A 13,597-nucleotide genomic window follows, 5' to 3' on the forward strand; every position below is an offset into this window, starting at 1 on the left:
CTCCTCGTGCCGGCGTTACCGGCGTCAGTGCCCGGCGAGCAGCGCGCCGAGCCGGGTGGCCGCGCGCTCCACCGCGGATGCCAAATCGTCGAGCCGCTTGCCTTGGTACGCCTGGGAAAGCCCGGCCACCGAGATCGCGCATACCGATCGCCGCACCGCGAAGCCCAGTGACGAAACGCCGTCGGTGAGATCCTCGGGGTTCAGCGACCAGCCGCGTTCCCGCGTTTCGCGCACCAGCGCACGGATGTCGGCCGTGGTGAGGGCGCCGTGCCGGGTCGGGCGTTCCTCGTCCAGCGCGAGGTACGTTTCGAGTTCCTCGTCCGGCAACGCGGCGAGCAGGGCGCGCGGCCCGGCGCCCTGGTGGAACGGGAGCCACTGCCCGGTGCGCCACGCCAGCACGTCGACGTCCGGACCCGGCAACCGGTGCACGCACACCGCGCCCCACCCGTCGCGGAGCGCCAGGTACACCGTCTGCCGCACCTCGTCACGCAATTCGCGCACCACCGGCTCCGCCACCCGCACGATGTCGAGCCTGTCCCGCACCGCGTCGCCGAGCACGAGCAGCCGCAACCCCAGCCGGTACCGGGATGTCGCCGGGTCCTGGTCCACCAGGCCCGCGTGCTCCAGCGAGACGAGCAGCCGGAATGCCGTGCTGCGGTTGAGGTCCAGACTCGCCGCGAGCTCTGTCGGCGTGGCCCCGCGTGGAGAGGCGAGCAGCGCGTCGAGCACCTGCGCCGCCTTGCCGATCACCGCGATCCGCGATCCCGCCGTGGTCATTGGTCGGCGTCCCCTCTGTTACCGTGGTTCGTAATACGACATTGTATCTCGTATTACGAGACGAGGAGGAGTCATGCCCCTGATCCAGGTCACCATGCGCGAGGGCCGTGACGCGGCCAGGATCCGCGCGATGATCACCGCGCTGACCGAGGCGGCGGTGGATTCCCTGGCCGCGCCGAAGGAATCGGTGCGCGTCATCGTGAACGAGGTCCCCGGCACCCACTGGGCCAACGGCGACGTCACCCTCGAGGAAAAAGCCGCCAAGCAGACCCAATAACCCCGGCGAAAACCGCCGCCCGGCACCACCCGGCGATGCGAAGCGAGCCACCCCCACGCACCGCACCGCCGCCCGGCAACGAAAGCCGGGAACACCCACCGACCACACCCCTCCACCGCCCCGATCCCCAGCCTGCTCTTGCGATCTTGACGCTGGGTCAAGGCATCTTTCCCGCCTTGACGCAGTGGCAAGATCGCGAACACTCACAGATCGGGGCGGTGGTGGGGTGCACAAAGCGCGGCCACGCGCGTCCGTTGCTCCCCCAACGCAACCCACGCAACCCCAAGACCTCAAGCCGCCGTCACGACCACCGACCCCAGATTGCTGAACTCGGCCGTGATCTGGTCGCCGGCGTGCGCGAACACGGCGTCCGTGAGCCCGCCGGTCAGCACGATCTGCCCGGCCTCGATCGCTTCGCCGCGGGACGCGAGTGCGTTGGCCGCCAGCGCGAGGGCCTCGGCCGGGTGGCCTTGCACCGCGGCGCCCGTCGCGGTGTCGACCACCGTCCCGTTCACCGACAGCACGCACGCTTCCAGCGCCAGATCCAGATCCCTCGGCGAAAGCGCTTTCCCGGCTACCACGAACCGCGACGAGGAAGCGTTGTCCGCGACCACGTCCGGCAGCGTGAACTTGAAGTCGATGTACCGCGAGTCGATCACCTCGAGTCCCGCGTGCACGCTCTCGACCGCGTCCAAGGCCGTCGCCGCCGTGATCCCGGGGCCCGCGAGGCGTTTCCCCATCACGAAGACGATCTCCGGCTCCACCCGGGGATGGATCAGCTTGTCCAGCGGGATCGGCTCGTCGGCGGCCAGCGCGTAGCCGTCGGTCAGCACCGCCGTGAGCGGCGAGTCGATGCCCATCCGCTCCTGCTTCGCGCGCGACGTGAGCCCGAGCTTCACGCCGATGACGTGCTCCCCGGCCGCGACCTTCTTCTCGATCAGCCGCTTCTGCACCCGGTACGCCGTCTCCAGGTCCAGCTCCGGCCATTCGTCGGTGATCGGGCCGCGGTCGCGCCGTTCGGCTTCCGCCGCCAGCAGTACCTCGGCGGCGGTGTCGATGTCCCAGTTCGTCATGCGACCGGCTCCTTCCCGGCGGCGTCCCGCAACGCGATCGCCACGTCGATGATCATGTCCTCCTGCCCGCCGACGTACCGCAGTTCGCCGACCCGCTTCAGGATCCGGTACGCGGGCACCCCGTACCGTTCCGCGGCGGTCTCCGCGTGCAGCAGGAACGAGTTGTACACACCGTAACGGCCCTGCACGATCGCGGCCCGGTCGGCGACCGGCAGCCGCGGCACGATCGGCGCCAGCACCTCCTCCGCGGCGGCGAGGATCAGCTCGATGTCGACGCCGGTCCGCACGCCGAGCGCGTCGAAGGCTGGCACGAGGATTTCGGTGGGGGAGTTGCCCGCCCCGGCGCCGAGCGCGCGCAGCGTCCCGTCGATCTGCCGCGCGCCCGCCTGCTGCGCCGCGATCGAGTTCGCGACGCCGAGCGAAAGGTTCTGGTGGCCGTGGAAACCGACCTGCGCGTCGCTCCCGAGTTCGGCCACCAGCGCGCCGACCCGCTCGGTCACCCCGTCCGGCAGCAGCGCGCCCGCCGAGTCCACCACGTACACGCACTGGCATCCGGCGTCGGCCATGATCCGCGCCTGTTTCGCCAGTCCTTCAGGGGAATTCATGTGCGAGAGCATGAGGAAGCCGACCGTTTCCAGGCCGAGTTCCCGTGCCGCGCCGAAGTGCTGGGCGCTCACGTCGGCTTCCGTGCAGTGCGTGGCGATGCGGGCCACCCGTGCGCCCGCGGCCGCCGCTTCGCGCAGGTCGGCCACCGTGCCGAGGCCGGGCAGCATCAGCACGGCGATCTTCGCCTGCCGCACCTCGTCCACCGCCGCGGCGACCAGTTCGATGTCCCGCACCTTCGAGAAGCCGTAGTTGAACGTGGACCCGGCGAGCCCGTCGCCGTGGGTCACCTCGATCACCTCGACGCCGGCCCGGTCCAAAGCGCCGGACACGGCGCGGACCTGCTCGACGGTGAACTGGTGGCGCACGGCATGACTGCCGTCGCGCAGGGTCGTGTCGGTGATGCGGACCCCGGTCATCGCGAGATCGCCTCCTTCGGTGCGGCCAGCAGCTCGCCCGCGCGGACGGCGGCGGCGGTCATGATGTCGAGGTTGCCGGCCCACGGCGGCAGGTAGTCGCCATTCCCTTCCACCTCAAGGAAAACGGCCACCCTGGCCTGCCCGTGCCACAGCTCGCGGGCGTCGTCGAACTGCGGTTCGGACTTGAGCCGGTAGCCGGGCACATAGGTCTGGACCTCGGCGACGGTGCGGTGGATGGACTCGGTGATCGCGTCGCGGTCGGCGTCCGGCGGGATCGCGCAGAACACCGTGTCCCGCATGATCATCGGCGGTTCCACCGGGTTCAGGATGATGATTGCCTTGCCCTTCGCCGCGCCGCCGACGGCCTCGATGGCGTGCGCGGTGGTTTCGGTGAACTCGTCGATGTTCGCGCGCGTGCCGGGGCCCGCCGAGCGCGAGGAGATCGAGGCGACGATCTCGGCGTAGGGCACCTCGGTGACCCGGGAAACCGCGTGCACGACGGGAATCGTGGCCTGCCCGCCGCAGGTGATCATGTTGATGTTCGGCGCGTCGCGGTGCTCGCCGAGGTTCACCGCGGGACACACGAACGGGCCGACGGCCGCCGGGGTCAGGTCGATGGCGCGGATCCCGGCTTCGGCGTAGCGCGGGGCGTTCGCCAGATGCGGTTTCGCCGCGGTGGCCTCGAAAACGAAGTCGGGCAGCTCCGGACGGGACAACAGCCAGTCCACGCCTTCGGCACTCGCCTCGACGCCGAGCTGGCGCGCACGGGCCAGCCCATCGGACGCCGGATCGACGCCGACCATGTAGCGGACATCGAGGACATCGCGCCGCTGGAGTTTCATGAGCAGGTCGGTGCCGATGTTGCCGGGGCCGACGATGGCGGCGGTGGGTCGGGGCATCAGTTCTCCTCGGGGGAACCGGCGAACGTCGCGGTGACGTTGCCGAGATGGGCGAAGGTGGCGGTCACGGTGTCCCCGGCCGCGGCGTCCACGGCGGCGGTCAGCGCGCCGGGCAGCACGACCGAGCCCGCTTCGAGCGTGATTCCCAGTGGCCCCACCGTGTTCGCCAGCCAGGCCAGGGCGTTCACCGGCGAGCCGAGCACGGCCGCGCCCGCTCCGGTCTGCACGATCCGGCCGTTGCGGTAGAGCACGACGCCCGTCGTGCGAAGGTCGATGCGGTCGAGGGGGAGCGGGGTGGAGCCGAGCACGACCCCGCCGGAGGAGGCGTTGTCGGCGATCGTGTCCGGCAGCGTGATCTTCCAGTCCTCGATGCGGGAGTCGATGATTTCCAGTGCTGCCAAGGCATAGCCGACCGCGTCGAGTGCCTCGGCGACGGTGACGCCCGGCCCGGTCAGCGGTTTGCGCAGGACGAACCCGATCTCGGGCTCGACCCGCGGGCTGAGGTAGCTGCCCGCCGGGACCGGGCCGGTGTGGAACATGTCGGCGAACAGATGGCCGTAGTCCGGCGAGTCGACGCCCAGCTGGCGCTGGATCGCGGCGGACGTCAGGCCGACCTTGTGCCCCTTCACGACACGGCCCGCCGCGGTCCACTCCGCGACCTGGCGCAGCTGCACGTCGTAGGCGTCCTCGACGCTCAGGCCGGGGAAGGTCCGCGTGAGCGGAGGGATCGGGGTGCCGGACTCGGCGGCCTTCGCCAGCAGGCGGGCGGCCCCGGCCCGGTCACCGGGGGAAAGCTGTGGGCTCATGGTTTGACATCGTGCGCCGCTGACCTGCACTCTCCTAGTATGTGTGCCAGTGAGCGGGACACTCGCGAGTCCATGATCGGCCGGGTTTCGCGGGTGTTCGAGGCCTTCGGGCCCGAGGACGACGGGCTCGGCGTGCGCGAGATCGCGCGCCGCAGCGGGCTGGCGACGTCGACCGTTTCCCGCATCGTGCGCGAGCTCGTGGAGCACCGGTTCCTGGAGCAGGCGGGCCGGGAGGTGCGGATCGGGCTGCGTTTCTTCGAACTCGGCGAACAGGCGGCGCGGCCACATCAGCTTCGCCGGCTGGCGATGGCGAACATGTCGGACCTGCGCAGCGCGACGCGGCAGACCGTGCACCTCGCCGTGCTCGACGGAACGGAGGTCGTGTACGTGATCAAACTCCGCAGCCGCAGCGCGCCACCACTGGGTTCACGCGTCGGCGGCCGGATGCCCGCCCACGCCACGGGAGTCGGGAAAGCGTTGCTGGCACACGCCCCGGCCGCTGTCGTCGAGCGCGTGATCGACGCGGGCCTGCCGCGCCTCGGCCCGGGCACCATCACCGACGGAAAGCGTTTGCGCGAGCAGCTCGCGGAGATCCGCGCGACCGGAATCGCTTACGAGAACGAGGAATCCGGCCCCGGCGTGGTGTGCGTGGCCGCTCCCGTGACGCCCCGCGCGGGCACGCCCATCGCCGGGCTGTCGATCAGCACCCGGCTCGGCGAAGTGGACACCGCTTCGCTCGGCCCCGCCGTCCGCACGGCCGCGATCGCCCTCGGCCGCCAAGCCGCGCGGGGCGCCGCGTGGGCGGGGTTGCGGTGAAAGGCCGTCGCTAGGGCGTCACGAGCCGTGCCGGTCGCCCCGGATCCACTGCCCGACGGCTTGTACCGAAATGTTCGCGCGCGCGGATTCGACGAGCCGCCCCCCACGGGTCAGCGCTCGAAGCCCAGTGCCCCGGACAGCTCCGCGGCGGCCTCCACGAGAGCGTCCACCATGGACGGTGGCGGCGGATCGGGCAGGTAGTGGATCGACGAGATGATCGCCAGCGTGCAGGCGATCTTCCCGTCGTGCCCCAGCACCGGCGCGGACAGCGCGTTCACCCCGCGATACGTCTCCTCCGGCGCGGCCGCCCAGCCCTGTTCGCGGACCTCTTTCACTTGCCGCCAAAGGACTTTCTCGTCCGTGACCGTCTCCGGCGTCCGCTGTTCCTGCGCGTGCTCCGACCACACCGCGCGCTGCTCGTCCGACGCGAACGCCAGCGCGACCTTGCCCTGCGCCGTGCTGTTGTAACCGAACTGGGTGCCCACGTGCAGGATCACGTCGATCGGCGAACCGCCCTGCAGTACCTCGGTCACGGTCACGCCCTGGTCGGTCAGTTGCGAGAGCACGATGGTCTGCCCGATGTCGTCGCGCAGCCTCGTCATCACCGGCCGCGCGAGGGTGACGAGCCTGCTGTGCGCGCCGATCCGCTGGCCGAGCAGCACCAGCCGCCAGCCCGCCTGGTACCGGCGCGCCTCGTTGTCCTGCGAGAGGTAGCCGGCCTGCTTGAGGTTCGACAGGTGCCGGTGCACCCGGGCCTTGGGCAGCCCGAGCGCCTCGGCCAGTTCGGTGACACCCCACGAACCGTCGCGCGTCAGCAGTGTCTCCAGCAGGTGCAGCGCCAGCAGGGAAGGGGACGCGGCCTCCCCGGACTCCGCGGCCGTTGCCATGCGCGTGCTCCCTTCCACCTGCCCGATCATGCCGGGCGCATGATCCGTTCCGCGAGCACCCGGTACTTCTGCGTGTTGACCCGCCCGCGGTCCTCCGGGGTGACGATACGCAGTGAGCTGGCGCCCTTGTTCTGCGCGGGCAACAGGAAACACCGCACGAACGTCGTCGGCGACGCGTCGGTCGTGCTCGCGTACACCGGCAGCACGCCCTTCTCGGCCCAAGCGCTGCCGGGCCCGTAGGTGCGGCTCGTGCCCTCGGTCTCGATGGTGATCTCGCCGTCGCGCGTGATCCGGACACCCGGGCCCTGGTGCAGGTGCGTGAACGCCTCGCCGCCAGGCGGGAACGTGACCGTGTCCAGGCGCATCAGCCAGGTGTACCGGTCGTCGAGGTCCAGGTCCGCCGCGATCTTCAGGGTGCTGGTGGTTTCCGGCGCCGAGCGGAACGCGAAATCGTCCGATACGGCATTCGCGTCGTCGGCCAGTTCCCACCGCCACAGCACCACGTCCTGGTCCTCGGCGACCAGCGTGACCTCCTCGCGCGCGGTGAAAGCCGAGCCCTCCCAAAGGAAACGGCTCGCCGTGGCGGACACGACGTCGACCGAACCGGAGCGCACGTACAGGCTCCGGTCGCCCGTGGGCAGGTACACCGGGCGGGCGTGCGCGGGGATGGTGTCCTCGAAGAGGAAGAACTTCCTGCCGGCCATGCCGACCTCCAACTGTCTCGCTCAGCATTACGACTGTCTCGACTACTAGTACCACACGGAGGGCCCGTGTTACCGTCTCCGTGTTCGATTCACCAGTACAGTTGTCTTGCTGAACGAGACGAAGCTTCGAAGGAGAAGCCCCATGCGTGACGGCACCCGCTGGTACCGCGGCGCCACGAGGAACCAGTGGCGCGCGTTTTCGGCCGCCTACCTCGGCTGGATGCTCGACATCATGGACCTGATGATCTTTTCGATGGTCATCGGCCACATCGTCACCGATTTCGGCACCGACCGGGGGACCACGGGACTGATCGCGTCGTTCACCCTCGTCGCGTCCGCGTTCGGCGGGCTGGTGTTCGGGTTCCTCGCCGACCGGATCGGCCGGACGAAATCGATGGTCGCCAGCGTGCTCTGCTACGCCGTCGGCACGCTGTTGTGCGGGTTCGCCGGCGGGATCGGCACGCTCATGCTGGCGCGCATCGTCGTCGGGCTCGGCGTCGGCGGGGAATGGGGCGCGGGCACCGCGCTGGTCACCGAAACCTGGCCCGCCAAGCATCGCGGCAAGGTCGTCGCGTGGGTGCAGAGCGCGTTCGCCGTGGGCTACGCGCTGGCCGCGGTGATCACGCTGCTGGTCGTCCCGTCGCTCGGCTGGCGCTGGGCGTTCTTCGTCGGCGTGCTGCCCGCGTTCGCCGCGTTGTGGATCCGCCGCGCGACGCAGGAGTCCGAGGTCTGGCTCAACGCGAAGACGCGGCTGAGCGCCGGGCAGTCGATCAAGCGGCTGTTTTCGGTCAACCCCAAGGCGGTCGTGGTCTGCCTCGCCTTCACCGCGGCCGCGATGTTCGGCTACTGGGGCCTGTTCACCTGGATCCCCAACTACCTCGCCTCACCGGCCGCCGAGGGCGGGCGCGGGATGGGCATTCTCTCCTCGACCACGTGGATCATCGTGATGCAGGTGGGCGCCGCGGCGGGGTTCATCTCGTTCGGCTACGTCGCCGACAAACTGGGGCGGCGCTGGGCTTTCGTCCTGTACTTCGTCGCCGCGGCGCTGTGCGTGCCGGTGTTCACTTTGATCGGCAACGAGACGCTGATGCTCGTTTTCGGCGCGGTGATGGCGTTGTTCGGCACCGGGTTCTACTCCGGTTTCGGCCCCACGCTGGCGGAACTGTTCCCCACCGAGATCCGCGCCTTCGCGCAGGGCTTCATCTACAACACCGGCCGCGCGACGAGCGCGATCGCGCCCGCCGTCGTCGGCCTGCTCTCCACCCGGTTCGGCGTCGGCATGGCGCTCACCGGAACGGCCGCGTTCTACGTGCTGGCCGCGCTGATCGTGCTGCTCTTCCTGCCCGAGACGAAGGGGCAGGAGCTGCATACGATGTCCTCCTCGTCCACAGTGGACGGACCTGGCTCGCGGGTCACTGGGTGATCCAGTAGCCGTAGGACGTGTAGTCGGGGAACGGGCTCAGCCCCGGCGTCGGGTCCCGCAGCTCGATCCGCACGCTCGACGAGCCGATCGCGTTGCCCGGGATGGTGACGCTGTAGTGCTGCCACGGGGCGGGGCCCGGCGCGCGGCGCCAGGTGCCGGCCGGCGCACCGTCGACGAGCACCTGCAGCGCCCCGCCGCGGACGTTCGCCCTGGCTGTGAGCACCGCGTCCTGCCCGGGGGTGAGGCCGTCGACGGTGAACGCCTCGCCGCCGATGATCGTCCGCCCGCCGCTGACCACGTCGTCCACGCGGGCGACCACGCTCCACGGCTGCATCCCGTCCTGCGCGGCCAGGTATTCGTAGCCGTGCGCCTGCTCGGAGCCGAGGTACGCCACGTTCACGTAGTCGCGCGGATCCCCGGGCACGGGCGGGATGTCCGCGTTCGCCACCAGGCTCCAGTCCGCGCGGGCGATGGTGAACTCCTTGAACGGCACCGAAACTATGCCGCGGAGATCGGCCGGGGTCTGCACGGCGAAGGTGGCGAGGCCCGGCTGCTCGAGCACCCCGGTGTCCCGCAGCGGCGCCATTCCCGGCCCCGGCCCGGAATCGTACGTCGCGAAGTAGCCGGGACGCTCGGCCGCGGGCAGGTGCCGCAGCTGTTCGTAGAGCGAGCCGATCCCGTTGTTGGCGGCCTTGGCGAACCCGTTGGTGCCCAGGCCGAGCAGGTCCACCACGTCGTGCCCGCCGAGGTACGCGACCGCGCCCACGTCCTTGACCGCGACCGTCGAGCCCTTCGGCAGGTGGGTTTCGATCCACGCCGCGTAGGACACGTCGGTGGAGCCGATGCCCGCTCCCGCGCGGGCGAACCGCACGCCCCACATCGGCAGCGCCACCAAGGAAAACCCGAGTACCACGGCGAGCGCGGCGTGCAGCACGAAACGGCGCGTCCGCTCGCGCGCGATCACCCTCGTGAGGCCGTGGAAACCGGCGACCGTGAATACGACGAACACCGGCAGGAACGGGTGGAAGTAGCGCAGCTCGTGGAAAATCGCGGTGTCCAGTGTGGACAGTGAGACGACGGCGGCGGCCAGGCCGAGCACCGTCGCGGCCACCGGCAGCCGCCGCCCGCGTTCGAGCAGCAGGAAACACGCGCCCACGCAGAAGAACAGCAGCGCGCCGGGAAACGCGTAGTCCTGATCGCCCAGGCCGAGGAAATGGCCGAGGATGGTGCGCAAGGTGGCCGTGGTCCGGTCGAGGAACTCGCCGGGATAGAAGACCGGCTTGTCGTAGAGGAAGGACTTCGACTGCACGCCGTTCGCCGACGTGGTTCCGGTGGCGAGCTTGTAGAACAGCAGCTGCGCGGCGCCGGCCGCGAACGGCAGCAGGCACCAGAGCGCGCGCCGCAGCATCGCGGGGATCCCGGACAGCGCGCGGTGTGTCCACAGTGTCCACAATGCGGCGCAGGTGAGCGCCGCCGCGAAGATGAGCCCCTCGGTACGGGCCAGCGCGAGCAACGCGGCGACGACCGGGAAGAACCGGAACCGCGCCGCGGGCTGTTCGGCCACCAGGCACAGCAGCAGGCCGGTGACCAGCACCATCACCAGCCCGACTTCCATGCCGCTGGCCGAGCCCCACAGCAACGGCCCGCTGACCGCGACGAGCACCCCAGCCCACGTGCCCGCCGTCCGGCTGATCAGCCGCGTGCCGAGCAGTGTGGTGAGCGCCGCGCTCGCGGCGAAGCACGCGATGCCGAACCCGATCGCGAAGTACTGGAAGAAGATCCCGTGCACGCCGATCGCGTACACCCCGCCGAGCAGGAACGAGTACAGCACGCTGCTGGCCCCGGCGCTGATCTCGTCACCGGTGTTGAACCGGAAGAACTCACCCAGGCCGAGCTGGCGGCCGTACTGCAGGTGGATGTAGACGTCGTCCAGCGGCGCGAACAGGTGCCCGCCGTTCCAGATCAGCGAACCCGCGACGAACCCCCAGCCCAGCGCCAGCGCGAGCAACGCGACCCAGAACGCGGGCGCGGGGCGTCTCCGCCGTTTCTCCCGTGCCGGTTCCGCGGTTTCCGGTGCGCTCTGGGCGAGCTGGGTCACGCTGATTTCCTTTCGCCAAGCCTGGAATGCACCTTAGCCGCTCGACTGTCCGCTTTGCACGGACGGTGTGGACTATCGCCGATCGTGTTCGTGCAAGCGGGAAAGCATCGCGTTGTAGGCGCGCAACGCCTCTTCGTCGTCGTCCACGTCCGCTTCGCCGTCCGAACCGATCGCGGACCTGCGGGCGGCTTCCAGCCACGGCCCCAGGTCGTTCCCGCCCGGGGCGCGGACCCAGCGCGTGATCACGACGATCGCGAGCGCGGCCATCAGCAGATCGCCGCCGACCCACATGATCGCGCCGCCCCAGTGCAGGTCCGTCAGCGGATCCGGGCCCCACGCGCGCGCCATCGCGGGTTCGGCAGCGCGCGTCGTCATCAGGAGGCTCACCCCGACGATCGTGTCCACCGCCATTCCGGGCAGCAGCAACACGAGTCTCGTCAGGTGCGCCAGGGGCCGGCGCGGCGTGTCCTCACCCAGCACGGCGAGGACCAGCAGATAGCCGCTGACCACGTACAGCACTTCTTCGAGCCCGTGCACCGCTCGCAGGTGCGCGTACTGCTGGAACGGCGTGAGATGCGTGCCGACCACGACCACGGTGTAGAAGCCGAACGCCAGCGCGGGATGCGTCACCACGCGTGCGAACCGGCCCTGGCAGCCGCAGAGGTCCAGCGGGCGGCCGAGCACCAGCAGCGTCGGCGCGACCATGATCAGCAGCAGGTGCTGCACCATGTGCATCGCGTAGAGGGCGTGCGCGTAGTAGTTCACGCTGCCACCGACGGCGATCGCCGTGACCGCGAGACCGGCGAGGAACCACGCTGTCCGGCGGGCGGGCCAGTTCCCTTTCCGTCGCGCCGCCCACAGGTAGCCGACAGCAAACAGGAACAGCACCACCGCAGCCGGGACAGGCATCGCCCAGGCCGTGCCCAGGCTCTGCCACGTCAGGGGAGTCATCGTCCCCAGTATTGCACTAGACAACTATTGCTGTGTGCGGTGCGCCCTTGCGTCCTTTGTGGACCGGACATCGAAGTGCCCCCGGTCACCGCGCCGGGTGCAGCGCGGCGAGGATCCCCTGATGGCTGATCCACCCGGTGAGCGCGCCCGCTTCCTTGTCCCGCACCGGCAATCCGGTGCCGGAGGCCTGGGTGAGGGCGTCGAGCGCGTCGGTGAGCGAGGACTCGCCCGTCACCAACGGCGGCAGCTCGGCCAGGGCACCGACGGTTTCCTCGCGGTCGTCACCGAGTGCTTCCGCGACGGCGCGCGCCGTCACGCAGCCGTGGTATTCCCCGTCCTCGCCCATGACAGGCAGCATTCCGTGCCCCGACAACGCGAGTGCGCGGGCGGCGGGACGTAGTTCGGTGTCCTCGCGCAGGGCCTCCGGCAACGGTTCCAGCACCTGCGCGACGGTGGTCGCGGCCAGGCGGCGAGTCTCCGGCCGTTTGTCGATGTCCACCCCGCGGCGGCGCAGTTTGAGCGTGTAGATGGTGTCCTGTTTCAGCAGGGCCTTGCCGGTGAGCGTGGCGACCACGATCGCGGTCATCAGCGGCAGGATGATCGTGTACTGCCCGGTGAGCTCGAACAGGATGATCACCGCGGTGATCGGCGCCCGCGCGGCGCCCGCGAAGGCCGCGCCCATCCCGATCAGGCCGTAGACCCCGGGCGAGGCGGTCATCCCCGGCAGCCAGGCGTGCACGGCGATCCCGAACGCCGTGCCGCCCATCGCCCCGATGAACAGCGACGGCGCGAACACCCCGCCGGAGCCGCCGATGCCGATCGTCAGGCTCGTCGCGATGATCTTGCCGGCAAGCAGCAGGAGCAGGAACCCGAAGACGTACTTGCCCTCCACGGCGTTCTGCAGCACCGGATAGCCGACCCCGTACATCTCCGGCAGCACCAGCAGCAGCGCGCCGAGCACGATCCCGCCGACCGCGGGCCGCAGCCATTCCGGCCCGCGCCAGATGCGGTCGCAGGCGTCCTCGATCCAGTACAGCACCTTGGTGAACAGCACCCCGCACGCGCCGACGACCACGCCGAGCACGATGAACAGCAGGTACTCCACCGGGTTGCGCAGGGTGAAGGGCGGCAGGTCGAGGAACGCGACGTCCCCGAACACCGCCCGGCCGACCACGCTCGCGGTGACGCTGGAGAGCACGACGGCGCCGAACGACTCGACCGCGAAGTTCCGCAGGATCAGTTCCATCGCGAAGAACGGCCCGGCCATCGGCGCGTTGAACGTGGCGGCGATCCCGCCCGCGGCGCCGCAGGCGACCAGGATCCGGAGCCTGCCCTCGGGCAGCCGGAACCAGCGGCCGAAGGTGGAGCCGAGCGCGGATCCGATTTGGACGATCGGCCCTTCCCGGCCGACCGAGCCGCCGGAGCCGATGGTGAGCGCCGAGGCCAGCGCCTTGACGACGGTGACCTGCGCCGGGATCCGCCCGCCCTTCTCGGCCACCGCGTACATCACCTCGGGCACCCCGTGCCCGCGGGCCTCCGGGGCGAAGCGGTACACGAGCGGGCCGTAGATCAGGCCGGCCAGGACAGGCGCGATGAGCAGGAACCACGGCCCGAGCGCGGGAAGCCACGGATGCGCCTCGCCGCCCGCCGCGGAGTAGTCGGCGTGGCCGGAGAACAGGTGGGTGAACGTCGTGATCAGCCACCGGAACACCACCGCCCCCAGGCCCGCGCCCGCGCCGATGGCCACCGCCAGCACGGCGAGGCCCGTGGAGCTCTCCCGGAGCCACACCCCCGCCGGCTGCCGCGCCGGGACTTTCATCCGTCGTCCGTCACCGTCCACACTCACCGACATGTTTGCAGTATG

Annotated in this window: 13 protein-coding genes; 3 read left to right on the forward strand and 10 right to left on the reverse strand. The window is 70.3% G+C overall.

Annotated features, from left to right (window positions below):
* Positions 1-24: 24 nt before the first annotated feature.
* Positions 25-777, reverse strand: a complete 753-nt coding sequence (locus FPZ12_RS30045; protein ID WP_144752862.1) for an IclR family transcriptional regulator — start codon at positions 775-777, stop codon at positions 25-27.
* A 73-nt stretch (positions 778-850) separates the two neighbouring features.
* Between FPZ12_RS30045 and FPZ12_RS30050 the strand changes: the two genes are divergently transcribed.
* The gene (locus FPZ12_RS30050; protein WP_144752865.1) at positions 851-1,054 is read left to right on the forward strand and encodes a tautomerase family protein; all 204 of its coding nucleotides are present in this window, start codon (positions 851-853) and stop codon (positions 1,052-1,054) included.
* Positions 1,055-1,344: 290 nt separating this feature from the next.
* Here FPZ12_RS30050 and FPZ12_RS30055 read toward each other — a convergent pair whose 3' ends face one another.
* From FPZ12_RS30055 to FPZ12_RS30070, 4 genes are read right to left on the reverse strand one after another with little or no spacing between them, the layout of a single operon-like run.
* Positions 1,345-2,127, reverse strand: coding sequence for a 2-keto-4-pentenoate hydratase (locus FPZ12_RS30055; protein ID WP_144752870.1), 783 nt, complete (start codon positions 2,125-2,127; stop codon positions 1,345-1,347).
* The gene (gene dmpG / locus FPZ12_RS30060; protein WP_144752873.1) at positions 2,124-3,149 is read right to left on the reverse strand and encodes a 4-hydroxy-2-oxovalerate aldolase; all 1,026 of its coding nucleotides are present in this window, start codon (positions 3,147-3,149) and stop codon (positions 2,124-2,126) included. Before dmpG ends, FPZ12_RS30055 begins: the two co-directional genes overlap by 4 nt.
* On the reverse strand, positions 3,146-4,048 hold the full coding sequence (locus FPZ12_RS30065) for an acetaldehyde dehydrogenase (acetylating) (protein WP_144752876.1): 903 nt from the start codon (positions 4,046-4,048) through the stop codon (positions 3,146-3,148). Before FPZ12_RS30065 ends, dmpG begins: the two co-directional genes overlap by 4 nt.
* Positions 4,048-4,854, reverse strand: a complete 807-nt coding sequence (locus FPZ12_RS30070; RefSeq protein WP_144752878.1) for a 2-keto-4-pentenoate hydratase — start codon at positions 4,852-4,854, stop codon at positions 4,048-4,050. Before FPZ12_RS30070 ends, FPZ12_RS30065 begins: the two co-directional genes overlap by 1 nt.
* A gap of 39 nt (positions 4,855-4,893) precedes the next feature.
* On the opposite strand from FPZ12_RS30070, the gene FPZ12_RS30075 reads away from it, so the two are divergent.
* Positions 4,894-5,670: an IclR family transcriptional regulator gene (locus FPZ12_RS30075; protein WP_243770099.1), complete on the forward strand. Its 777-nt coding sequence runs from the start codon at positions 4,894-4,896 to the stop codon at positions 5,668-5,670.
* A 110-nt stretch (positions 5,671-5,780) separates the two neighbouring features.
* Here the strand turns inward: FPZ12_RS30075 and FPZ12_RS45775 are convergent, their stop codons facing one another.
* Positions 5,781-6,557 (reverse strand): IclR family transcriptional regulator, encoded by a 777-nt coding sequence (locus FPZ12_RS45775; RefSeq protein ID WP_166462956.1) that lies wholly within the window; start codon positions 6,555-6,557, stop codon positions 5,781-5,783.
* A 26-nt stretch (positions 6,558-6,583) separates the two neighbouring features.
* Entirely contained in the window at positions 6,584-7,261 is a 678-nt protein-coding gene (locus FPZ12_RS45780; RefSeq protein WP_166462957.1) for a cupin domain-containing protein, read from the reverse strand.
* A 142-nt stretch (positions 7,262-7,403) separates the two neighbouring features.
* Between FPZ12_RS45780 and FPZ12_RS30085 the strand changes: the two genes are divergently transcribed.
* The gene (locus FPZ12_RS30085) at positions 7,404-8,684 is read left to right on the forward strand and encodes an MFS transporter (protein WP_144752884.1); all 1,281 of its coding nucleotides are present in this window, start codon (positions 7,404-7,406) and stop codon (positions 8,682-8,684) included.
* On the opposite strand, the gene FPZ12_RS30090 is transcribed toward FPZ12_RS30085, so the two are convergent.
* The 3 genes from FPZ12_RS30090 to FPZ12_RS30100 all read right to left on the reverse strand — a co-directional run bounded on the left by FPZ12_RS30090 (position 8,674) and on the right by FPZ12_RS30100 (position 13,585).
* On the reverse strand, positions 8,674-10,782 hold the full coding sequence (locus tag FPZ12_RS30090) for a hypothetical protein (protein WP_144752887.1): 2,109 nt from the start codon (positions 10,780-10,782) through the stop codon (positions 8,674-8,676). The two genes, FPZ12_RS30085 and FPZ12_RS30090, sit on opposite strands and share 11 nt — an antisense overlap.
* Positions 10,783-10,854: 72 nt before the next feature.
* The gene (locus FPZ12_RS30095; RefSeq protein ID WP_144752890.1) at positions 10,855-11,733 is read right to left on the reverse strand and encodes a cytochrome c oxidase assembly protein; all 879 of its coding nucleotides are present in this window, start codon (positions 11,731-11,733) and stop codon (positions 10,855-10,857) included.
* A gap of 85 nt (positions 11,734-11,818) precedes the next feature.
* Positions 11,819-13,585 (reverse strand): chloride channel protein, encoded by a 1,767-nt coding sequence (locus FPZ12_RS30100; RefSeq protein WP_144752893.1) that lies wholly within the window; start codon positions 13,583-13,585, stop codon positions 11,819-11,821.
* Positions 13,586-13,597 lie beyond the last annotated feature (12 nt).

It is taken from the genome of Amycolatopsis acidicola, assembly GCF_007713735.2.
Classification (GTDB): Bacteria; Actinomycetota; Actinomycetes; order Mycobacteriales; family Pseudonocardiaceae; genus Amycolatopsis_E; species Amycolatopsis_E acidicola.

Bases quoted from the DNA above. Each gene is read 5' to 3' on its own strand.
- FPZ12_RS30050 (WP_144752865.1), top strand. From the start codon at position 851: ATGCCCCTGATCCAGGTCACCATGCGCGAGGGCCGTGACGCGGCCAGG.
- FPZ12_RS45780 (WP_166462957.1), bottom strand. From the start codon at position 7,261: ATGGCCGGCAGGAAGTTCTTCCTCTTCGAGGACACCATCCCCGCGCAC.
- FPZ12_RS30085 (WP_144752884.1), top strand. From the start codon at position 7,404: ATGCGTGACGGCACCCGCTGGTACCGCGGCGCCACGAGGAACCAGTGG.
- FPZ12_RS45775 (WP_166462956.1), bottom strand. From the start codon at position 6,557: ATGGCAACGGCCGCGGAGTCCGGGGAGGCCGCGTCCCCTTCCCTGCTG.
- FPZ12_RS30100 (WP_144752893.1), bottom strand. From the start codon at position 13,585: ATGTCGGTGAGTGTGGACGGTGACGGACGACGGATGAAAGTCCCGGCG.
- FPZ12_RS30045 (WP_144752862.1), bottom strand. From the start codon at position 777: ATGACCACGGCGGGATCGCGGATCGCGGTGATCGGCAAGGCGGCGCAG.
- FPZ12_RS30065 (WP_144752876.1), bottom strand. From the start codon at position 4,048: ATGCCCCGACCCACCGCCGCCATCGTCGGCCCCGGCAACATCGGCACC.
- dmpG (WP_144752873.1), bottom strand. From the start codon at position 3,149: ATGACCGGGGTCCGCATCACCGACACGACCCTGCGCGACGGCAGTCAT.
- FPZ12_RS30070 (WP_144752878.1), bottom strand. From the start codon at position 4,854: ATGAGCCCACAGCTTTCCCCCGGTGACCGGGCCGGGGCCGCCCGCCTG.
- FPZ12_RS30075 (WP_243770099.1), top strand. From the start codon at position 4,894: ATGTGTGCCAGTGAGCGGGACACTCGCGAGTCCATGATCGGCCGGGTT.
- FPZ12_RS30055 (WP_144752870.1), bottom strand. From the start codon at position 2,127: ATGACGAACTGGGACATCGACACCGCCGCCGAGGTACTGCTGGCGGCG.
- FPZ12_RS30095 (WP_144752890.1), bottom strand. From the start codon at position 11,733: ATGACTCCCCTGACGTGGCAGAGCCTGGGCACGGCCTGGGCGATGCCT.